Below are 19,690 nucleotides of genomic sequence, written 5' to 3'. Positions count from 1 at the left end.
GACGCTAGCGGACGACCGCTGTCACCCAGGAGACCTACGCTGGCGACATGCGGTTGGAGAACATCGTCCTGCAGGCGCGAGACCCGCACGCCACGGGCCGGTTCTGGTCGGCGGCGCTGGGTCTGGTCGATCTGGAGCCGGGCAGTCCGGAGGACTACGAGGGCCGGCTGTGGGTCGACGACGAGCTGTGGCTGGACCTCTGCGTCGAGCCGGCCACCGAGCCCCCGCCGCTGGGGTGGCGGCTGCACCTCGACCTGCGGGGCGGGGAGCAGCAGGCGGAGGTCGTGCAGCGGCTCACCGGCCTCGGCGGCACCCGCGTCGACATCGGCCAGGGGGAGGTGCCGTGGGTCGTGCTGGCCGACCCCGACGGCAACGCCTTCTGCGTGATGGAGGAGCGCGCCGCCTACTCCGACACCGGGCCGATCGCCGCGCTCCCGCTCGACAGCGTCGACCCGCAGCGGGACGCCGAGCTGTATGCCGCGCTCACCGGCTGGGTGCCCGCGCCGGGGGTGGGGCCGGTCACGCTGCGCCACCCGAGCCTGCGCGGCCCGCTGCTCGAGCTCTGCCCGGAGCCCGAGCCCAAGGCCCGGCAGAACCGCACCCACCTCGACGTCCGGCCGACCCCGGACGGGCCGGACCAGCGGGGTCTCGTGGAGCTGGCCCGCTCGCTCGGGGCGACCCTGGCCACCGACGACTGGGCGCACGGTCATCCCTGGGTGGTGATGCGCGACCTGTCCGGCAACGAGTTCTGCGTCCTCGCGGACGCGGAGGACTGAGGGCGGTCCTGGACGGTCACGGCTCCGGCTGCTGCCGCGGAGCCGGCCAGGCCAGCGGCACCGCGGCGGCCGCCGCGATGCCGAGTGCCCCGGCCACCACCACGTCCAGACCGGCCAGCGCGGCCAGCGCGGTGACGGCAGCGGCGAGGAAGACCTGCAGCACCGTGCGCCAGCCCGCCTGCTCGACGCTGACCCGGCCGGGCCCCCGAGCGGGAGGGATGAGGGTCGCGGCGGCGACGACGACGACCGCCACGACCAGCGCCACGGGCCGGTCCTCGGGTTCCACCAGACGGCGCAGCGCCCGCAGGAGGGCGAAGAGTGCGACGAGCGCGGCCACCCACGCCGGGGACGAGCGGGTCCAGAGCATGACCCCACGCTAGGTCGCCCATGTCGTGCCCTGGTGCCCGGCGTGCACCAGCGGCACACTGACCGCATGGACATCAAGGCGCACATCCTCGTGCTCGACGCGGCCGACCCGGAGCCAGAGGCCGCGTTCTGGGCCGGGATGCTGGGCGGCACGGCCCACCAGGAGGACGCCGACTGGTGGTCGGTGCGGGTGGGCGAGAACGAGGCCCTGTGTGTGCAGCTGGCCCCGGGCCAGCGCGCCCCCGAGTGGCCCGACGGGCTGCCGCAGCAGATGCACCTGGACCTGGTGGTGGCCGAGATCGCCGCGGCCCACCAGGAGGCCATGGGGTGGGGCGCCACCCTACTCCAAGAGGCCGAGGACCTCACCGTCGAGCACGGCTTCCAGGTGTATGCCGACCCGGCCGGCCACCCCTTCTGCCTGTGCTGGTGAGGTCGGGACGTCCGCCGGGGCGAGACCGCTCCGGTCATACCTCGCGGGCGAAGACGATGATGTTGTCGTCGTAGTGGCCGGTNNGGCCGGCGGCGCCGCTGACGTGGCCGAGGATGACGGCGGGGCCGGGCTGGCCGGGTCGGGGGGAGTCGTCGTACCAGGCGGCGGAGTCGTAGTCCTCGCCCTCGGGGACCTCGAGCGCGCCCTCGGTGTCGAGACCGAGGTGGAGCAGGTCGGAGGTGACGCCGATGGCGGGGATCGAGACCGAGGCGGGCTCGGCGACTGGGGCCACCTCGGCCGGCCCGGCGGCGTCGGCGTCCGAGACGGGGGAGGACTCCTGGGATACCGAGGATGACGCCGCCGGTACCGGGGCCGGTACCGGCGAGGTGGACACCGACCCACGGTCGGGGTGGTGGGCCAGGGTCGGAGGGGTCGGGGTGGATGTGCCGGAGACGCCGACCGCGACGGCGGTGCCGCCCCCGAGCAGGAGCGCGAGGGCGGCCACCGTCGGGAGGACGCGACGACGTCGGGCAGCGGGCGATGAGCCCACCTGCCCGACGTCCTCGGTCATCCGTGCAGCCTGGTCAGCTCTGGTCGGCGCCGCGGCGACGGGCCAGGATCAACGCGCCGCCGAGGAGGGCGGCGCCACCGGCAGCGGCGAGCGCGATGTTCTGGCCGCCGACGGCGACCTCACCGGTGCCGACGCCGCCATCGGGCATCTCACCCATCTGCGCCGCCTGCACCACGCCGCAGAGGGCGGGGTCGGTGGCCTCACCGGGCAGCGCGGGGTCGAGGTCGGACATGCCGCGGTCACCCTCGTCGTAGGCGCCGCTGCCGTCGTGGTCCACACCGTGGACGACGACGACGGCCTCGCCGTCGGCGAGCGCGTCCGCGGTCTCCTGGTCGACCTCGACCCCACCGCGGGAGTAGCTCACGTTGTCACCGACACCGAAGCGGTCGACGGCCAGGCCCGAGTCCGGGCTGGTGTCACCCTCGGTGGTCAGCGACACCTTGATGCCGCCGTAGGCGGGGGCGCCCTCGGTGGTGGTGAGGAAGCCGTCGCCGTCCGCGTCGTCCTCAGCCGTCGGGCAGGCGTGGCGCGCGTCCGGACCGAAGTGGATGTGCGCGGCGTGCGGCGCCTCCGCCAGCAGGCCCTCGTAGGCGAGGCCGAAGTTGATCGTGGTGCCGTCGATCTCGAACACCGCGGCACCCAGGCCCGGCGCGTCGTTCAGCGGGACGGGCTGCAGCTCGGCGGCAGCCGCCCCGGTCTCGGAGGAGGAGGCCAGGGCCGGGGCCCCGGCCAGGAGCAGCGCGACGCCAGCGACCGGGACGGCCAACAGCTTGCGGGAGAGATTCATGGGGACATCCTTGTTCTCGAGCTCCAGCTTTCTCGTCCGAGAAACCATGGAACGGTGTCGGCCCTACCGATCAGCAGGGCCCCACCCACGGCTGTGCCCCCTTGAATGCCCATTCCTGGGCACGCCTGGAGAAGATCGGCGAATCCCTGTGATGATTCACGCGTCGACACTGACCATGGCCGAGCCCTCAGAACACAGAAATGGTAATCATGCGGTGAATCGCGGACGAATTCGCCGTCGTTATCAGATCGAGACATCACCATCCCTGGGTCTCGCGCAGAATCTCGACCGGAGATTCGGCTGCCGTCCAGCGAGAGACGGCCGCGCGAGACGGCATACCGCCCGCGGATCGGGGTCAGAGCAGCTCGACGCGGTCCGCCTGAGGTCCGCGGTCGCTCTGGCGCACCTGGTAGCGCACCCGGTCACCGGGGTAGAGGATGTCGCCGTCGCGCAGGACCGAGACGTGCACGAAGAGGTCCGCACCTCCCGCGTCCGGGGTGATGAAGCCGAATCCGCGGTCCGCGTCGTAGCGCGCCACCACGCCCTGGCCCCCACGGGCCGGGCCGTCGGACCCCCGCCGCGGTCCGGACCGGGACGGGGTCGACCGCGTGGGGGCGCCCCGCCGTGCCGAGCCGCCGACGAGGCGCACGTCGCGGGCCTGGGGGCCTCGGTCGCCCTCGACGGTGTCGAAGGTCACCCGGTCGCCCTCGTCCAGCGCGGGGAGGCCGTCGGCGAGCGCCCGGGCGTGGACGAAGACGTCGGGACCCCCGGCCTCGGGCGCGATGAACCCGAAGCCCTTGTCCTCGTCGTACCAGGACACGGTGCCGTCCGCCCCGTCGGCGGCCTCGGCCTGCAGGCCGGCCTGATCCGACAGGGGGAGCAGGTGGTCCGCCTGCGGACCCTTCTCCCCGTCGACGACGAGGAAGGCGACCCGCTGGCCCTCGGAGACCACGCCCCCCGGCACGATGGCCGAGCTGTGCAGGAAGATCTCGTCACCGCCGTCGTCGGGGGTGATGAAGCCGTACCCCTTGGCCGGCTCGAACCACGAGACGGTGCCGAGCAGGCCCAGCGGGGCGTCGGCCGGCTGGTCGGCGGTGACCCGGACGCGCCGCGCGAGCGGGCCGCGGTCACCCTCCCCGATCTCGAACTCGACCACCTGCCCCTCCCGGAGCAGCTTGCTCGTGTCGCTGCCGAGGATGTCGGACGCGTGCACGTAGAGGTCCTCGGCGTCCTCTCCGAGGGCGATGAAGCCGAACCCCCGGTCGGCGTCGAACCACCGCACGGTTCCTTCGGTCACGGCTGACTCCTTGTCGACGGGCCGATCGATTCCCCCCAGTGTCCCCGACGACCGGCCCCGTGGCGATGGCACCCCGAGCATCCGCGCCGACACGTCCACCTCTCAGGACTCGGGCGGTGCCTGCGCCACGACGAGCCACCCGCGTCCGGGGGCGTAGGGGAGGTCCCGGACCTCGCTGCCTGCGAAGCCTGCGCGGGCGAGGGAGGAGAGCAGATCGTCCCGGCCGCGGAAGCGCAAGGTGGTGGTGGAGTCGATGCGTTCCCCGTCGGCCCGGAAGATCGTGGGGGAGTCGAACGTCACGAGCTCTCCGTCCACCGCCGTGACCTGCACCCAGTCCTCGACGGCCCCTCGCCCTCGACGTCGACGACCTGATGGCTGGCCTCCTTCGTCCACCGTTCCCAGGCGCGGTCGGCGGGCACCCGCGTCTCGAACGCCAGGCGGCCACTGGGTCGCAGGCAGGTCCGGATCGAGCCCAGGGTGGCCAGCCACTCCTCGTCGCCGAGGAAGACCTGCGCGACGTTCGCGCTCATCGTGGCGAGGTCGTAGCGCCCACGCTGGTCCGGGCGCGCGGCCACGTCCTCCACGGTGCCGACGACCCACTCGACCCGCTCCGCGCCCGTCTTGGCCCGTGCGACCGTCACGGAGGCTCCAGCGGGGTCGACCCCCAGGACCTCGACGCCCTGCGCCGCGAGCCGACAGGCCAAGGTCCCGGTCCCGCAGCCCACGTCCAGGACGGCGTCGACGCCGAACTCCCGGACGAGGTCGACGTAGGTGTCCAGGTCGCTGCGGTCAGGGTCGAGAGGGTCGTAGACCCGGGCCACGCGGGGGTGGGAGAAGAGAGCGTCCGGCACAGGGCGCAGGCTAGACGGCGCGCGACGCGGGAGCGACCGGTTTCCCGGTCGAGCGGTCGGCTGGCTCAGCCGGCCGTCGCCCTGGCGCTCGCGCTGATGAGGCGGTGCAGGACGTCCCGCAGGCCCTCGAGCTCTCCCTGGCTCATGCCGAGCCTGGCGACGACGCCCTCGGGGATCCGCTCGGCGTCGGCGCGGATCTCTCGACCGCGTGCTGTGAGGGAGATGTCCAGCGTCCGCTCGTCGCCGTGGCGCCGCTCGCGGGTGATGAGACCGTGCGCCTCGAGCCGACGGAGCAGGGGGGACAAGGTGGCGGGCTCCAGGCTCAGCCGGCGGCTGAGCTGGACCACGCTGAGCGGTGTCTCCTCCCACAGCGCGAGCATGACGAGGTACTGCGGGTGGGTGATGCCGAGGGGGTCGAGGAAGGGTCGGTAGAGCGCGATGACGTTGCGTGAGGCGACGGCCAGGGCGAAGCAGACCTGCTGGTCCAGGGCGAGCGGGTCCTCGCCCGTCCGCTCGGGTGGCGGCTCGTGAGCTGACGTCATGGATGACACGGTAACCGACCTGAACAGGTACAGTGTGCACGAACTGTTCGCCTACTAATGATACGGGGTCTGCGTGAGCACGAGGTTCGAGACCGAGGGCCTGTCCCTGTGGTACCGCTTCACCTGGCGGGTGAAGTACACGTTGCTCATCTTCTTCGGACCGCCCCGACTGGACCCTCGCCAGGACCCTCAGACCCGGATGGAGCAGGCCCGGGCCGCGAAGGTCGCGGAGGCGCGGGCGGCACGGCGGGCCGAGGGGGACAGCGGCACGGCATAGCGACGGCTCCTGCACCCGTGGGAGCGTGCCCGAGCTGCGGCATCCGGCGGCGGAGATGAGGCCGCCCTGGGTGGTGGCACGATCCTCGTCATGGGGATGACCGAGGTGCTGGACCTGAGCCCGGCCCGCTGGCTGCTGGAGGACCTCGCGCCGTGGGACCGGCTGGTCGGCTTCGGGCCCAGCGGGTTCGAGGCCTACGCGCGGCTTCGTCTGATCCCCGACCCCGAGCACCCGGATCAGTCCGAGAGCGCGCGCGGCGCGTCGAAGGAGGGGTCCGACCTTTCAGCCCTGCGCAAGCTTTTGAACCAGCTGGTGCCTCATACCACCACCCCGGGGCATGGGTACTTCTGCTTCTGGGATGGCTACACGGGGGCTGTCGAGGACATGGACGTCGACTGCCCTCCGGTGCGCAGGAGTGTGATGGTGGGAGCGCCCTTGGTCCGCGTGCCGCACCGGGAGTACTACCTGTTCGAAGGACCGCTGGAGGCGATTCACGAATGGGGAGCGGGAGAGCTGCTGCCTGCTTTCGTCTGGCCCGAAGACCGGGCCTGGTGCACCGCGGCGGACGTCGATCAGCACTGGGTGGGCGTCGGTGCCAGCGAGCCCGCTCTGCAAGGCCTGCTCGCCTCACTCGATCTCGACGTCGTGCGGGCCGACCCGACCGAGCCGCAACCGTTCTACCTGCGGTGAACGTCGGGCGCGGCCGGCGACGCGACCGGCGCGGCGGCTTGGTGAACCCCGGATGGCAGGGGACGGTCTGTCCGGCAGGGAGCGCCGGGTGGGTGGTGTGATCGAGGTATGCGCATCTTCTTCACGGGGGGGTAGCGGCAAGGCCGGCAGGCACGTCGCTCCCTACCTGGCCGAGCAGGGTCATCAGGTCACCAACGCCGACCTCGTCCCCCTGAATCATCCAGCCGTCGCCGACCTGAGGGTCGACCTCACCGACACCGGCGAGACCTACTCGGCGTTGGCGGGACTGGCCGGGATGGAGGAGCTGGAGCTGGCGACGAAGCCTGCCTACGACGCCGTGGTGCACTTCGCGGCGGTGCCGGCGATCCTGATCGCCTCCGACGCACGCACCTACGCGACCAACGTGCTGAGCACGTACAACGTGATCGAGGCCGCGACCCGGTTGGGGATCCGCAAGATCGTGTTCGCCTCCTCGGAGACGACCTACGGCATCTGCTTCGCCCAGGGTGAGCGACGACCGCAGTACGTGCCGGTCGACGAGGACCACCCGACGGTGCCGGAAGACTCCTACGCCATGTCGAAGGTGGCCAACGAGGTGACGGCACGCTCCTTCCAGGCTCGCACCGGTGCGGACGTGTACGGCCTGCGGATCAACAACGTCATCGAGCCGGACGAGTACGCCGACATGTTCCCCGCCTTCCTGGCCGACCCGTCGCTGAGGCGTCGCAACATCTTCGCCTACATCGACACCCGAGACCTCGGCCAGATGGTCCAGCGGTGCCTGGAGGTCGACGGGCTCGGCTACGAGGTCTTCAACGTCGCCAACGCGGACATGTCCGTCGCCCTGACGGCCCAGGAGGTCCAGGAGCGCTTCTACGACGGGGTGACGCTGAACCGTCAGATGGGGCGTGACGAGACGTTCTACTCCATCGACAAGGCCCGCGAGCTCCTCGGATACGCGCCGCAGCACTCGTGGCGCGACGTCCTGCCGGATCCTCGGCCAGAGGCCTGACCTGACACCCCGACCGCGACCCGGCCGGCAGCATACGACCGGGGCTGGACAGCAGCGGTACGGTGAGTGACATGACGGAGCAGGGCCCGGGCACCGGGGACGAGGATGCCACCATCCTGAGCTTCCCGACCGAGCACGAAGGCCCCCGCAGCAGCGAGGTCGACCTCGAGGGGGAACGCGTCACCGTCATCTACCTCCCGTGGCCGCACGTGGTGGACGGTGCCCACCGGCCTGCGGGCCTCTACTACCGGGCCCGGGACACCTCCGGGTTCTACCCCGACCCGGCGGTGCGCGGCCTGGACGCGGCCCTCGAGGAGGCCCGACCCGCGCTGACGCGCCACCTGCGGCTCGTCCGTCAGCCGGGGGAGGGGCCCGCGGACGGGTGACGGTCCGCGGGGGAGCCGGGGATCACTCCCAGGGCATGTCCCGCAGGATGTCCTGGGGCCGCGCCAGCACGGTGTAGAAGAACCACGATGCGGCGGCGCAGACGACCATGATGGCCGCCATCGGCACGGCCGAGTCGACCCCGAACAGCCCCGTGACCGGGGAGATGAGCGCGCCGAAGACGAAGTTCGTGGCCCCGAGCAGGGCGGCAGCCGCTCCGGCCCGCTCGCCGTGGTCGGCCAGCGCGATGCTCGGGCTGTTCGGCATGACGAAGCCCACCGAGCCCATCAGCAGGACGATGCCGCCGACGATGGCCCACACGCTGAGGTCCACCAGCGCGGCGGTGAGCAGGGCCAGGGCGATGGCCAGCATGGAGGGCAGCGCCACCCGCAGCACCGAGGCCGGGTGCACCGTGCGCACGAGGGACCCGTTGATCTGGCTGGTGACGGTGAGCGCCCCCGCGCCCGCGGCGAAGACGAAGGCATACTGCTGGGTGCTCATCCCGTACAGCCCCTGGAAGACGAAGGTCGCGCTGGAGATGTAGGCGAACAGGCATCCCATCGCGGTGCACGCGGTCAGGACGAGGCCGATGTAGCGTCGGTCCGAGAGCAGCACCCGGTAGCTGGCCCACAGGGTCCGAGGGCCGAAGTGGCGCCGCCGCTCCGGGGGCAGGGTCTCCTTGACGAGGACCAGCGCCAGCACCGCCAGCAGCAGCCCGAAGGCTCCCAGCGCCCAGAAGATGGTCCGCCAGCTGCCGAAGATCAGGAACTGGGCGCCCAGCGTCGGCGCCAGGATCGGGGCCACGCCGACCACGAGGAACAGCCGGGAGATGAAGGTGGCCAGCCGGGAGCCGCTGTAGAGGTCGCGGACCATGGCCTGGGACAGCACCATCCCGGCCGCGCCGGTCAGACCCTGCACGAAGCGCAGCACCAGCAGCACCTCGATCGAGGAGGAGACCGCGATCGCCACCGAGACCACGACGTAGAGGGTCAGCGACGCGATCAACGGTCGGCGTCGGCCGAAGGAGTCCGACAACGCCCCGATGAGCAGCTGGCCGGTGGCGAGCCCGACCAGGGTCGCGGTCAGGGTCAGCTGCACCGTGGCCTCGGTCGTGGAGAGGTCTTCCACGACGGCCGGGAAGGCCGCGAGGTACATGTCGATCGTCAGTGGGCCGATCGCGACGAGTGCCCCGAAGAGCAGCAGTCGGCCCACCGAGGAGGGTGGGGTGCTGGGCGGGGACGATGCTGGGGCTGTCGCGACGGGGGCCGATCTCACCACGGGTGAAGAGTGGATGCCCTGGTTGATATTCCCGGCTGCGGTGCGGACGAACCGTGGCGGCCCGGGACACCCTTCCGGGATCAGGTCGGTGGGGAGCCTCGGGGGGTGCCACCACACCCGGGCCGCTGCCCAGGTCTACCAGGGCGTCTCGCTCTACCCGGCGTGCGGGAATGAGGTGCTCGACCTCGATGGCACCACGTGGTACCAGCTGCTCCCGGACGAGCAGCACGTCCTCCTCGAGACGCATGACGATGAGAACTCGGTGGGCACGACGCACCCGGCTCGGCGATGGTCGCTCGTGCTGTGGTGCCGCAGGAGGACGATCGTCTGGATCCCACCTACCCGGCGACTCCGCCGGTGCCACCTTTGCCCCCTGCCGGGTGGTGCCCCGACCCGTTCCATGGCGCTGGGAAGAGGTTCTGGAACGGCGCCGGCTGGACCGAGCTCGCCTGGGGGTAGCGCCAACCTGATGTGTTCACCGCCGACGCGATGACTGCGGCATGTCCGGATGATCGTTTTAAGGCGCGTCGCCAAGCTTGCGGACAACGTACTGGTTGAGGCTGAGGTGCTCTTCAGCTGCCTTGATGGCGAGCTGGCGGTGGAGTCGTTCACCGACACGGAGATTGAACTTGCCCGAATAGGTGCGAGAGGACAGTGGGTCTGGAATCGGCTCACCGTTGCGGTGCAGGTCTTCAACGACCTCATCCACCAGATCGCGAAGGCCTTGCAGGGACTCGTCCTGAGTAGGGGCGAGCCAGGACAGGGAGGGCAGTTCGAGGCAGGTGGCGACGAACTCTTGGTCCTCGGGCGACCAGCTGACGCGGTAGGTGTAGTGGGTGATGTCGGGGATCGTGGTGCTCACTGGGCTGCCTCCTTCTTGTCGATGGCTGCCAGGACCTGGCGGACCTGGTACGGCTTGGCCTTGCCGTGGTCGTTCTGGATATTCACTCGCGGGTCCCCGGGCCACGGGGTCTTGTACACGGCGTGGGAGCCACCGCTTGTCCTGGGCGGTCCGAAGTAGTGCTCGCACACCTTCGCGAGGTCCTCATACCGGATGTTGGCCGGATTGGCTCTTATCTGGGCCAGGATCTTCGCAACTGACGGCACAACTCGATGGTACTGCCCGCAGTACCGCATAACAAGGGGATCCGCGCCCGAGAGCTGGTCTGGTCGAACAAGGACCGGCCGTTGGTCAGGTGCCGGAGGCCATGTAGGCGGCGAGGATGTAGTTGGGGTGACGATCGAGGTTCTTGCGCGCTCGGTCGTAACGCATGGTGGTGCGGGGGTCGGCATGGCGCGCGGCAATCTGGACGTCGCGCAGGTCTACGCCGGCATCGAGCATGGTGGTGACGAACGTGTGCCGCAGCATGTGCGGATGCATCCGCGGCAAGTTGATGCCGGCGCCGTCGGCCAGGTGGTGCAAACGACGGGTGGCGGCGTGACGGTCCATCCGTCCGCCCTGCCTGTTGCGCAGGATCGGCCCATCCTCACGGTGGTCGACGGCGCGTTCGATCGCGCGCTGCACCGCTGGCGGCAGGGGTGTCAGGACGACCTTGCCTCCCTTGCCGCTGACCTTCAGCACGCGGTGGCCGTGCTCCTCCCGCAGATCCCAGATGTCGGCGCCGCACGCTTCGAAGATGCGCAGTCCGAGCAGGCCCAGCATGGCGACCAGGGCGAAGTCGTTGATGTTGCTGCTGACGCGCGCCGCCTGCAGCATCGCTTCGAACTGCAGGTGAGACAGGCCGAGGGTGGGGGATTCGGGCGGTACATGTGGGCGGCGGACATGGTCGGCCGGGGAGGCGGTGAGGACACCGTCGATGACGGCCGTGCGATAGAAACCGATCACCACGGACAGCCGCCGTGAGATCGTGGACGGCTTGTACCGGCGGGTCTCCTGCATCCACCGCACGTACAGCTCGACGTGCACCCGGTGGGCGGTCAAGGGGTCCAGGTGTCGTTCGGCGCACCAGGTAAGGAAGGCGCGCAGGTCCGACTCGGTGTGCGTGCGCGTCTGCCCGCTGTAACGGGCAAGGTGCGCGGCCACCGCCTGGCGCAGCGCGGCAACGGAGGGGTCGTCGGTCAATATTGGAACGAGGGCGGAGGTGATCTGGAAGTTGTTCATGAACCATCGTGACCGCACATGGTCGACGCGAACTCGAGCCGACCGACGTGCGGCAGTTCCGTATGTTCAGTGACGCCGTTCGTTCAGTCGCAGAGCGGTCGTGAGCTGAGACCAGGCCATTGCGCCGAGGACGCGATCAGACTTGGGGTTGCCGCCGCGTGCCATGGCATGTCCGCCGTCCGGTGCCCTTTCTCCGGGGAGGATGGTGCGGTGCCCGCCTTCGGGCAGGTGCACGTGGCGGGTGTCGAGGCGGTGCGCCGCCCGCCGGTTAGCGATGGCGCGGGCGGAGTCGGTAGAAGGCCAGACCTGGTCGTCGCCGCCGCTGACCAGGAGCACTTCCGGGATGTTCTCGACGCGGATGGTGGCCTGCTCCAACGTTGTGGTGCTGGCAGCCTCCAGCGACGCCTGGTACACCGGCAGGTACCTCGACAACCCGTCAATAGATGCGGGGTTGGGTGGTCGCTGGATGGGCACGAAGGGCAACGGTCGTCCCTGCCAGGTCCAGTGTGCGGCCCACCGTCGCTGGTCCGGGTCATATCCCGGCCAGGTCACATGCGAGGGCGCGAAGGCGGCGACAGTTCGCACGCGCGGGTCCAGGGACGCGGTGACCAAGGCGGCCTCGGCCCCGAAAGAGACCCCGACGATCGACAGGAAATTAGCTTCTTTGGCCAGGTGGTCTAAGACTGAGGTGAAGGTCTCGAGAGGGATCTCCCAGGGGCCGGGTGGTTGGCCAGGTCCCCCGAACCACTGAAGAGGTAACGCGTGGGCTCCGTGGGCCGCGAGGAGCCTGGCGCGGTCGGTGTCCACGCGGCCGCTCGAGCCGGCCAGCACGAGCACGCCAGTGCCGGTCGGACGCACCGGACGGAGAGCCTCCACGTCGACACCGTAGCCACATCCCGAACCCGACGACCGCAGCCCTTCTACCCGCACGCGGCAGTAGCGCGCACTGGATGAAGGCCCGCCGCGCCAGACTCGGGCATGCCTGACCAGCGCCTGCACACCCTTGTCGCCGTTAACGAAGCTCTGAAGGACCCCATCCGAGTTCTGCAGACGGTGACGGCATCGGCTGACTTCGAGGACGCCCTGCACGCGCTGCAGGATTCCTTCGGCTGGGATGAAGTTCAGGCGCGGCTGGTGATGCAGTTGCCCATAGGCAATACGCACAAGGACTTCAGGGATCGAGTCGCACAGGACCTGCAGCAGCACGACCACTGACTCCGCGCTCCACGCGGCAGTTGTGTGCGTAGTCGTCTGTAATACACTCGACTTGTGAGCGAACTATTCGACCTGGAAGCGCTCGATGACATCGAGCCCTTCGAGATCGACCAGCAAGCCGCNNTCTCGCCCCGCCTGACCCGTGAGCCCACCGCGCGGCCAGCGGCAGTACAGGGCGCCGCAGGGCGCACCCGGCGCCTCGGCCGGACCGCGTGTTAGCGGTTCGTTCTGGTGCCTCCAGAGGCTTGGTACGAACCCTCGGTTCTGTTATGAGGCGTCCGTGCTCAGTGCTTTTCTGACGCGCACTTGCCGTCGGAAGGAGACTGCAGAAAGAATTAACCAGAGGCTGCCGAGGACGTACCCGAGCCAGGCGAGTGACTCGTCGAGGCCGTGAAGAGCATGGTTGCCTATGCCCATGGCGAGCCACAGCAAGCCCAAGGCTAGGTTTCCCCACGTGGGTAGCCAGGACGCCGGCGCAGCCGGCTCATCTGCGAGCCCCTGTGGGCGCCAGCCCTCATCGTCCCCTGTTGTCATTTCGGAAGACTATCGGGAGCCGGAACGCCCAGAAGCACGCTTCTGATCGGTGCCGGGCACCGGCTAGGGCGGGACTGTCCCTAATGAGGAGCTTCCCGAGCGCTGACAGCGGCATGAGCGGACGTGTCGTGGACATCTGCTAGCGGCCGTGGTTTGCCAGCCATGGGTCGACGATGGCGTGGTACGTGGTCGGGTCGTCTCGACGGATGCAGTGGCTGACACCGTCGAGGTATCGGACGTCAACGCTGGGGTTGCTGGTGGGGACCGAGTGCTTGGCGAACGGACCGTCGGCGTCGTAAAGGACGAGCGTGGGGCACCTCAATTCTGTAAACACGTCGCTGGCATTGACCTGGCCGAGCTCGAGCTGGTCGATCATGTGTCGGTCAACGTGCGGTTTGCACTCGGCCCACCGGTCGATCTCGTCGTCCGTCCAGGTCGTGTTGCGTCGCATGAGCACCTTCTCCCTCCCTGCGTCAGCCGGGTTGTCGAACCGGTCGAGGAAGGTGTGTTGCTCGTCTGCGAAGCCGGGCGGGGTGACGGTGCCCTGCGTGAGGGCGGGATCTTCAAGGACGAGTGCGCGGACGAAGTCCGGCGCTCTGGTCGCCGCGATGGCGGCGACGCGTCCTCCGAGAGAGTGGCCGATCACGGTCGCCGGTCCGAGTGCGCGCAGGGTCTCGACGAGGTCGTTGACGAAGGTGTCGAGCATGCGCGATGCGGCGGCGGTGTCGAAGCGGGGTGATCCTCCGTGGCCTCGCAGGTCGACGGCGTGGACGTGCCAGGTCGGCGACCACCGTTCGACCGCGTGAGGCCAGGCGGTTCCGGCCTCGGTGAGGCCATGGACCAGGAGCAGGGCTGGCCGGTCCGGGTCACCCCAATTATGGGTCCGCAGGGAGGTCACAGTGCTCCTTAGGTTAGATCGATGGCTTCTTGCCTGCAGAAGAGCAGAATTTTGATCGGCCTGTCAACGACTCATGCGGTGAGCTACGTCGAGCGGGCAGGGCTGAGCGAGACCGCCGTCGCCGCCAACCTGCACGGGCGTAGCCGTCCCCTGTCCTCCGCGCGGCATGTCCGGATGCGCCTCGCCTGCCACATTGGGGCCGTGTACGAACTGTCCGATCCGAGTCGCAAACGAGAGTGCTGAGTGGCCTCCGGGCGGAGTTGAACACGGCGAATCTACTGAATTCCCAGCCTCAAACCGACGCCGAATGGCTAGCGGGACATGGATCTGTGGATCGCCGAGGTGATGAGCAACCGCAGCCAACTACCCGCGCGTCCTTCGACTGTCTGGTGATCCAAATCAACGAGCCAGGCTCCTCGGAGGACGCTCAGTCCATCGCGGACCGACTCCTAGCGTTGATCCGTTCCGCCGTCGAGGCCGTCGAGTAACCTCGAGCCCCGAGCGGGCCGTGCGGGCACGACCACAGTGACCGAAACGCACCGCTCAGGTTGCCCTAGGTCGTGGAATCCCAGATATCGGCTTCTCTCGCCAGGCCCTCAACGCCGTCGTCGCCTTCGACGGACGACTCGTCTATAGCTTCGAGATCTTCTAGTGCCTCCATCACACACTCGTGGAAGGCTTCGGGGTCTCCACCCCTCGCCTCGCGCATTGCCTGCCACAACTTTGTTAAGTCGTCATCTACTACGTTAAGCGAGCCAGCCAATGACTCGAAGGGGGACAGTAGAGTGAGCGCCTCCTGCAACCCGTCCTCATCCCTTACGTCTATGCCCTTTATCCGCATAAACGTCAGCACAAACTCCGTATAGAACAGCTCCTCGCCATGACGCTCTCGCCACGACGCAAAGGCCTGCTGTCGCTCTGCCGCCAACTTGTCGGACGTGGTCTTATCACGAACGATCACGAGGGGTCGGAACGAGTTGGCCAGAGATTCTAAAGTGGTCAACTCGTCCGCAACTAGTTTGCCGATATCACCTGTTCCGGAAAAGTATGACATGATAAGCAAATAATCAGAAACGTCTCCTTCAATTGCGGTTGCGACTGCTCGTATCTCAACTTGACTGCTGGTCGACCCCTCGATCTTGACGTTCGCCAAGTGTTGCCGAAACACCGCAGAGTGAAAAGTTCGACCCCCGCCTGTCGTTCCGCTGTTCACGGCCAGAAGTGTGGTAGCGGCCAGGAAGTCCCGCAAGTACAGAAGGAAACGTTGCTCAAGGGGCCAGGCGGTGAATCGGGGTGGGAGGACACGCGGAAGGGGGTGGACGACAAGGCGCACCTTGGCCGTTAAGGGGATTGCTGTAAGGGCAGGGCTGTCGTCCATCAAGGACTTGGCGGGGTCGACCGAGATTTGTACGGATAGCGGAGATTCGAGAATGAGCACTTCAGGATTCGTGCCACTAAGTGCATCGGCGAAGCTACGCGCATCGTGCTCGTCTACGCGATAGGTTTCCGCGAATAGCCCCGCCAGAGTGATTTTTCGCACTGTCCACGAGTTCGGTGGTTTATGAATGACATAGTCCCCTGAAGGGCTAGCTAGGTCGTCACTTCTTGGCTTGTCGACCTCTTGTATCGATGCGTCCGACGAGGCCGGGGAGATCTCACCAGACGGAAGTCTCGGTGCAGGTACGGCCGTGAGTCGTTCGGTGGTGATGACCCCGCGTCGAACCATATACAGTGCGACGAGCAAAAAAATCACGAAGATAATGGTCATGCACAGGCCAACCAAGCTGCGCTCACGAGAATCGTCGGCACGGAAGAGCCAGGCAATTAGAACGCCTTCCGAAACCACGAGGAAGAGCGCCAAAAGGGCAAAAAGTGTTCCGATTTTGGTGGGATCGACATTGGTCGTCCTAGTGATACCTTCGATCGACACTGGACAGGCCCCCTGTCGTGACTGCGCGGCACAGACTGCATGCCTCAAGGACTCTCAAGGTACCAGTGACCAGGTGCAGTGGTAAAGGCTTCATTCGGTCGCTTCGCGGACTAGAACCGAGTTGGCGGTGGGGTCCCGCGCGACGATACGCATCTCAATCCCGGTGCCTCGTTTGGCTCTCGTCGTGCAGTTCCTGAGCAGGTCAACCTCAGTACGTGCGACGCGCTCACCGGTCCAAGGTCAGAACGTCCGCACATCTCGGTGGCTCGGGCGACTAGGGCGCCAGCGTGTCGACATCCGGACATCGGCATGAGGGTGATGTACCGACCTTCCACGCCTGCTTTCTGCGACACCGCCTGACGAGGGTGGGGTCCGTCGAGGACGCCCGTCCGACCGACCGTGAGGACTGACTCAGCCGACCGCCGCGATGGGGGCGGCGGCGGGCACTCCTGAGCCGTCGCGCTTGTCGTTCATCTCCGGCAGCTCCACGGCGACACCGTTGGCGGACGCGGCGCGCGGGGGAGCGGCGCCGGCCCAGCCCAGCACGAGCGCGTCCTCGCCGCGCAGCAGGCGGTGGCAGCGGACGCCCCCGGTGGCGCGCCCCTTGGTGGGGTAGGCCCACAGGTCGGTGACCTTGACGGACCCCGTCTGGGTGCCCGGTGCGGCGTCGGCGGCTCCCGCGACGGTGACGACGACGTTCTCCAGCGTGGCGTCGACCGCGGCGAAGCCGATGACGCTCGCACCGGCGCCGAGCTTGACGCCGGCGATGCCGCCGCCGGAGCGGCCCTGCGCCCTCACCAGCGAGGAGGCGAAGCGCAGCAGCTGGGCCTCCGAGGTGACGAAGACCAGCTCCTCCTCGCCGGTGGCCAGCTCGACCGCGCCGACGACGCTGTCCCCGTCCTTGAGCGAGATGACCTCGAAGGAGTCGCGGTTGCCGGGGTAGTCGGGGTTGACCCGCTTGACCACGCCCTGCTTCGTGCCGAGGGCCAGTCCGGGTCCCTCGCCGGTCAGCGTGCAGAGCCCGAGCACCTGCTCACCCGGCGGCAGGTCCACGAAGGCGGACAGCGGCGCGCCGCCCGAGAGGTTCGGGGCCTCTGCCGACGGCGGCAGCGCCGGCAGCTCGACCACCGACAGCGTCACCACGCGCCCGGCGCTGGTGAGCAGACCCACGGTTCCGCGCGCCGTGGTCCGCACCCGGGACCGGATGACGTCGTGCTTGGCCCGGCGCCCGCTGGTGCTCAGCGGTTCGTCGTCCGAGGCACCGGCCCGCGCCAGCAGGCCGGTGGAGGAGAGCAGCACCCAGCACGGGTCGTCGGCGACCTCGAGGTCCATCCCGGTGGCCTTGCCCCCGGTCGTCGGTCCGCCAGCCGCGGCAGCGGCGCCCGTGCCGTCGCTCTCCAGGAGCACCGTGCGGCGGGGCGTCCCGTGCTGGGCCGCCACCGCGGCGAGCTCGTCGCTGACGACCGTGAGCAGCAGCTGCTGGTCGGCGAGGATCGCCTCCAGGGCCTCGATCTCGCGCTTCAGGTCGTCCCGCTCGCTCTCCAGCTCGATCCGGGAGAACTTCGTCAGCCGACGCAGCTGCAGGTCCAGGATGTGGTTGGCCTGGATCTCGGACAGGTCGAAGACCTGCATGAGCCGGGTCCGCGCCGTGGCGACGTCCTCGGCGGCCCGGATGAGCTGGATGACCTCGTCGATGTCGAGGATGGCGATGAGCAGACCCTCGACCAGGTGCAGGCGGTCCTTCTTCTTGCCCAGCCGGTGCTCGGTCCGGCGCCGGACCACGTCGGTGCGGAAGTCGACATACACCTGCAGCAGGTCCCTGAGGCCCAAGGTGCGGGGCTGTCCCTCGACGAGCGCCACGTTGTTGATCCCGAAGGACTCCTCCATGGGCGTGAGCTTGTAGAGCTGCTCCAGGACGGCGTCGGGGTTGAAGCCGGTCTTGATCTCGATGACCAGGTGCAGCCCCTTGGTGCGGTCGGTGAGGTCGATGATGTCCGAGATGCCCTGCAGCTTCTTGGCCTGCGCCAGCTGCTTGACCTTCTCGATGACCTTCTCCGGCCCCACGAGGTAGGGCAGATCGGTGACGACGATGCCCTTCTTGCGCGGCGTGACGTTCTCGATCCGCGCCGTCGCGCGAGTCTTGAACGACCCGCGCCCGGTCTCGTAGGCCTCGCGGACCCCGTCCAGCCCGACGATGCGCCCGCCCAGCGGCAGGTCCGGCCCGGGCACGAAGCGCATGAGCGCCTCCAGGTCGGCCTCGGGGTTGGCGATGAGGTGCCGGGCGGCGCCGATGACCTCGCCGAGGTTGTGCGGCGGCATGTTGGTCGCCATGCCGACGGCGATGCCGGTGGCGCCGTTGACCAGCAGGTTGGGGTATGCCGCGGGCAGCACCTCGGGCTGGAACAGCTGGTCGTCGTAGTTGGGGACGTAGTCGACGGTGCTCTCGTCGAGGCTGCCGGTCATGAGCAGCGCCGCCGGGGCCATCCGGGCCTCGGTGTAGCGGCTGGCCGCGGGGCCGTCGTCGAGCGAGCCGAAGTTGCCGTGCCCGTCGACGAGCGGCAGCCGCATGGTGAACGGCTGCGCCATCCGCACCATCGCGTCGTAGATCGCGGTGTCCCCGTGCGGGTGGTACTTACCCATGACCTCACCGACGACCCGCGAGCACTTCACGTGCGGCCGGTCCGGCCGCAGGGAGAGCTCGTTCATCGCGTAGAGGATGCGCCGCTGCACCGGCTTCAGGCCGTCCCGGGCGTCCGGCAGCGCCCGGGAGTAGATCACCGAGTAGGCGTACTCCAGGAAGGCCCCCTCCATCTCCTCCTGGACGTCGACCTCGAGGATCTTCTCCTCGACGTCGAAGAGGTCTTCGCTCTGCGGGCGCTTGCGACGAGCCATGAGGGGGTGGGGCGACCTTTCGTGCTCACGGTGGCCCGGACGGGCGTGTCAGGGTCGCCCCAGGGTATGCCGTGCGCCCGGGATCACCGAGGAGGCGCGGCGGTCACGGGGCAGGCGCGGTGGGTCCGGGCCGGCCGAGGCCCAGCCAGTTGGCCCGGGTCGCGTCGGCCGCACGGACCGTGTCGCCCTCGCGCAGCCGACGCACGATGAGGTCGTGCTCGGCGGGGGAGTCGCCGCCGGTGAGCGAGCCGAAGTGCAGGAACTCGGCCCGCCGCAGCATCGCCGTCACCGCGTCCAGCTGCTCGGCCAGGATGGGGTTGCCGGCGACCCTGACGGGCACCGCGTGGAAGTCGTCGTCGGCCTGCAGGGCTGCGGCAGGGTCGGGGACGGCCAGCGCTGCGCGGAGCCGGGCGGTGGCCTCGTCCATGGCCACCAGGTCGTCCGTGCCGAGTCGCGCCGCGGCGCTGCGCACCGCGAGGGCGTGCAGCTCGGCCACCACCTCGCGGGCGTGCGCGAGCACCGCCTCGTCCTCGGGGGCGACCGCCGTCACCCGTCCGGGCCGGGCCAGCACCAGGCCGTCGCGGGCCAGCCGGAGCAGGGCCTCGCGGACCGGGGTCCGTGACACCCCGAGCCAGGCGCCCAGCTCGGCGTCGTTGATCTTCTCGCCGGGGGCCAGGCGGCCGCGCACGATCTCGTCCCGGATCCGGCCGTAGACGTCGTCCCGCAGCAGACGTCGGGCCGTGGAGGCGGGGGTGGTGGGTACCGGCATACCCCCAGCCTAGAGCGGCCCGGACGGCGATATGCAATATATTGCGGGAGGTGGTCCGGCCGGCGGACC

Annotated in this window: 21 protein-coding genes; 7 read left to right on the top strand and 14 right to left on the bottom strand. The window is 69.1% G+C overall.

Annotated features, from left to right (window positions below; genetic code table 11):
* Positions 1-47 precede the first annotated feature (47 nt).
* Positions 48-776: a VOC family protein gene (locus tag AVL62_RS09320; RefSeq protein ID WP_058891369.1), complete on the top strand. Its 729-nt coding sequence runs from the start codon at positions 48-50 to the stop codon at positions 774-776.
* Positions 777-792: 16 nt separating this feature from the next.
* Here the strand turns inward: AVL62_RS09320 and AVL62_RS09315 are convergent, their stop codons facing one another.
* On the bottom strand, positions 793-1,143 hold the full coding sequence (locus tag AVL62_RS09315) for a hypothetical protein (RefSeq protein WP_058891368.1): 351 nt from the start codon (positions 1,141-1,143) through the stop codon (positions 793-795).
* A gap of 66 nt (positions 1,144-1,209) precedes the next feature.
* On the opposite strand from AVL62_RS09315, the gene AVL62_RS09310 reads away from it, so the two are divergent.
* Complete coding sequence (locus AVL62_RS09310) at positions 1,210-1,572, top strand: VOC family protein (RefSeq protein WP_058891781.1); 363 nt, start codon at positions 1,210-1,212, stop codon at positions 1,570-1,572.
* Positions 1,573-2,156: 584 nt separating this feature from the next.
* On the opposite strand, the gene AVL62_RS09300 is transcribed toward AVL62_RS09310, so the two are convergent.
* From AVL62_RS09300 to AVL62_RS09285, 5 genes are all read right to left on the bottom strand, one after another.
* Positions 2,157-2,930 carry a CHRD domain-containing protein gene (locus AVL62_RS09300; protein ID WP_153011737.1) on the bottom strand — a complete coding sequence of 258 codons (774 nt, stop codon included), beginning with the start codon at positions 2,928-2,930 and terminating at the stop codon, positions 2,157-2,159.
* A gap of 355 nt (positions 2,931-3,285) precedes the next feature.
* A complete protein-coding gene (locus tag AVL62_RS18120) occupies positions 3,286-4,227 on the bottom strand; it encodes a cold-shock protein (RefSeq protein ID WP_058891366.1) in 942 nt (313 codons plus the stop codon).
* Between the two features lie 102 nt (positions 4,228-4,329).
* Positions 4,330-4,527, bottom strand: a complete 198-nt coding sequence (locus tag AVL62_RS17830) for a hypothetical protein (protein WP_235585642.1) — start codon at positions 4,525-4,527, stop codon at positions 4,330-4,332.
* On the bottom strand, positions 4,524-5,078 hold the full coding sequence (locus AVL62_RS09290) for a class I SAM-dependent methyltransferase (protein WP_235585641.1): 555 nt from the start codon (positions 5,076-5,078) through the stop codon (positions 4,524-4,526). The genes AVL62_RS17830 and AVL62_RS09290 overlap by 4 nt, the downstream gene beginning before the upstream one ends.
* 65 nt (positions 5,079-5,143) lie before the next feature.
* Positions 5,144-5,620, bottom strand: coding sequence for a MarR family winged helix-turn-helix transcriptional regulator (locus AVL62_RS09285; protein WP_058891365.1), 477 nt, complete (start codon positions 5,618-5,620; stop codon positions 5,144-5,146).
* 73 nt (positions 5,621-5,693) lie between these two features.
* Between AVL62_RS09285 and AVL62_RS09280 the strand changes: the two genes are divergently transcribed.
* The 4 genes from AVL62_RS09280 to AVL62_RS09265 all read left to right on the top strand — a co-directional run bounded on the left by AVL62_RS09280 (position 5,694) and on the right by AVL62_RS09265 (position 7,985).
* Complete coding sequence (locus AVL62_RS09280) at positions 5,694-5,897, top strand: hypothetical protein (protein WP_058891364.1); 204 nt, start codon at positions 5,694-5,696, stop codon at positions 5,895-5,897.
* Between the two features lie 90 nt (positions 5,898-5,987).
* Positions 5,988-6,587: a hypothetical protein gene (locus tag AVL62_RS17535; RefSeq protein WP_201023239.1), complete on the top strand. Its 600-nt coding sequence runs from the start codon at positions 5,988-5,990 to the stop codon at positions 6,585-6,587.
* Between the two features lie 52 nt (positions 6,588-6,639).
* The gene (locus AVL62_RS09270) at positions 6,640-7,599 is read left to right on the top strand and encodes an NAD-dependent epimerase/dehydratase family protein (RefSeq protein ID WP_235585640.1); all 960 of its coding nucleotides are present in this window, start codon (positions 6,640-6,642) and stop codon (positions 7,597-7,599) included.
* A 71-nt stretch (positions 7,600-7,670) separates the two neighbouring features.
* A complete protein-coding gene (locus AVL62_RS09265) occupies positions 7,671-7,985 on the top strand; it encodes a hypothetical protein (protein ID WP_058891363.1) in 315 nt (104 codons plus the stop codon).
* 22 nt (positions 7,986-8,007) lie between these two features.
* Here the strand turns inward: AVL62_RS09265 and AVL62_RS09260 are convergent, their stop codons facing one another.
* Positions 8,008-9,195 (bottom strand): multidrug effflux MFS transporter, encoded by a 1,188-nt coding sequence (locus AVL62_RS09260; RefSeq protein ID WP_058891362.1) that lies wholly within the window; start codon positions 9,193-9,195, stop codon positions 8,008-8,010.
* A 354-nt stretch (positions 9,196-9,549) separates the two neighbouring features.
* Between AVL62_RS09260 and AVL62_RS18215 the strand changes: the two genes are divergently transcribed.
* A complete protein-coding gene (locus AVL62_RS18215) occupies positions 9,550-9,720 on the top strand; it encodes a DUF2510 domain-containing protein (RefSeq protein ID WP_083518839.1) in 171 nt (56 codons plus the stop codon).
* Between the two features lie 58 nt (positions 9,721-9,778).
* Here the strand turns inward: AVL62_RS18215 and AVL62_RS09255 are convergent, their stop codons facing one another.
* From AVL62_RS09255 to AVL62_RS09215, 7 genes are all read right to left on the bottom strand, one after another.
* Positions 9,779-10,123, bottom strand: coding sequence for a type II toxin-antitoxin system HicB family antitoxin (locus AVL62_RS09255; RefSeq protein ID WP_058891361.1), 345 nt, complete (start codon positions 10,121-10,123; stop codon positions 9,779-9,781).
* Between the two features lie 330 nt (positions 10,124-10,453).
* A complete protein-coding gene (locus AVL62_RS09245; protein ID WP_058891360.1) occupies positions 10,454-11,383 on the bottom strand; it encodes a tyrosine-type recombinase/integrase in 930 nt (309 codons plus the stop codon).
* Positions 11,384-11,449: 66 nt separating this feature from the next.
* Positions 11,450-12,589: an acyl-CoA thioester hydrolase/BAAT C-terminal domain-containing protein gene (locus AVL62_RS09240; protein ID WP_201023237.1), complete on the bottom strand. Its 1,140-nt coding sequence runs from the start codon at positions 12,587-12,589 to the stop codon at positions 11,450-11,452.
* A gap of 682 nt (positions 12,590-13,271) precedes the next feature.
* Entirely contained in the window at positions 13,272-14,030 is a 759-nt protein-coding gene (locus AVL62_RS09230; RefSeq protein ID WP_161937868.1) for an alpha/beta fold hydrolase, read from the bottom strand.
* A gap of 553 nt (positions 14,031-14,583) precedes the next feature.
* On the bottom strand, positions 14,584-15,960 hold the full coding sequence (locus tag AVL62_RS17080; protein WP_153011736.1) for a hypothetical protein: 1,377 nt from the start codon (positions 15,958-15,960) through the stop codon (positions 14,584-14,586).
* Positions 15,961-16,371: 411 nt separating this feature from the next.
* Complete coding sequence (locus AVL62_RS09220) at positions 16,372-18,852, bottom strand: DNA gyrase/topoisomerase IV subunit A (RefSeq protein WP_058891355.1); 2,481 nt, start codon at positions 18,850-18,852, stop codon at positions 16,372-16,374.
* A gap of 103 nt (positions 18,853-18,955) precedes the next feature.
* On the bottom strand, positions 18,956-19,621 hold the full coding sequence (locus AVL62_RS09215; RefSeq protein WP_058891354.1) for a GntR family transcriptional regulator: 666 nt from the start codon (positions 19,619-19,621) through the stop codon (positions 18,956-18,958).
* Between the last annotated feature and the right edge of the window lie 69 nt (positions 19,622-19,690).

The sequence above is a fragment of the Serinicoccus chungangensis genome, assembly GCF_001483745.1.
Lineage (GTDB): Bacteria > Actinomycetota > Actinomycetes > Actinomycetales > Dermatophilaceae > Ornithinicoccus > Ornithinicoccus chungangensis_A.
The sequence above is the reverse complement of the archived record's forward strand: the minus strand, read 5'-3'. Positions and strand labels throughout refer to the sequence as shown.

What these genes read in the sequence shown, in the direction of transcription:
- AVL62_RS09320 (WP_058891369.1), top strand. Translation starts at nt 48, where the DNA reads ATGCGGTTGGAGAACATCGTCCTGCAGGCGCGAGACCCGCACGCCACG.
- AVL62_RS09315 (WP_058891368.1), bottom strand. Translation starts at nt 1,143, where the DNA reads ATGCTCTGGACCCGCTCGTCCCCGGCGTGGGTGGCCGCGCTCGTCGCA.
- AVL62_RS09310 (WP_058891781.1), top strand. Translation starts at nt 1,210, where the DNA reads ATGGACATCAAGGCGCACATCCTCGTGCTCGACGCGGCCGACCCGGAG.
- AVL62_RS09300 (WP_153011737.1), bottom strand. Translation starts at nt 2,930, where the DNA reads ATGAATCTCTCCCGCAAGCTGTTGGCCGTCCCGGTCGCTGGCGTCGCG.
- AVL62_RS09285 (WP_058891365.1), bottom strand. Translation starts at nt 5,620, where the DNA reads ATGACGTCAGCTCACGAGCCGCCACCCGAGCGGACGGGCGAGGACCCG.
- AVL62_RS17535 (WP_201023239.1), top strand. Translation starts at nt 5,988, where the DNA reads ATGGGGATGACCGAGGTGCTGGACCTGAGCCCGGCCCGCTGGCTGCTG.
- AVL62_RS09270 (WP_235585640.1), top strand. Translation starts at nt 6,640, where the DNA reads ATGGCAGGGGACGGTCTGTCCGGCAGGGAGCGCCGGGTGGGTGGTGTG.
- AVL62_RS09265 (WP_058891363.1), top strand. Translation starts at nt 7,671, where the DNA reads ATGACGGAGCAGGGCCCGGGCACCGGGGACGAGGATGCCACCATCCTG.
- AVL62_RS18215 (WP_083518839.1), top strand. Translation starts at nt 9,550, where the DNA reads ATGGTCGCTCGTGCTGTGGTGCCGCAGGAGGACGATCGTCTGGATCCC.
- AVL62_RS09245 (WP_058891360.1), bottom strand. Translation starts at nt 11,383, where the DNA reads ATGAACAACTTCCAGATCACCTCCGCCCTCGTTCCAATATTGACCGAC.
- AVL62_RS09220 (WP_058891355.1), bottom strand. Translation starts at nt 18,852, where the DNA reads ATGGCTCGTCGCAAGCGCCCGCAGAGCGAAGACCTCTTCGACGTCGAG.
- AVL62_RS09215 (WP_058891354.1), bottom strand. Translation starts at nt 19,621, where the DNA reads ATGCCGGTACCCACCACCCCCGCCTCCACGGCCCGACGTCTGCTGCGG.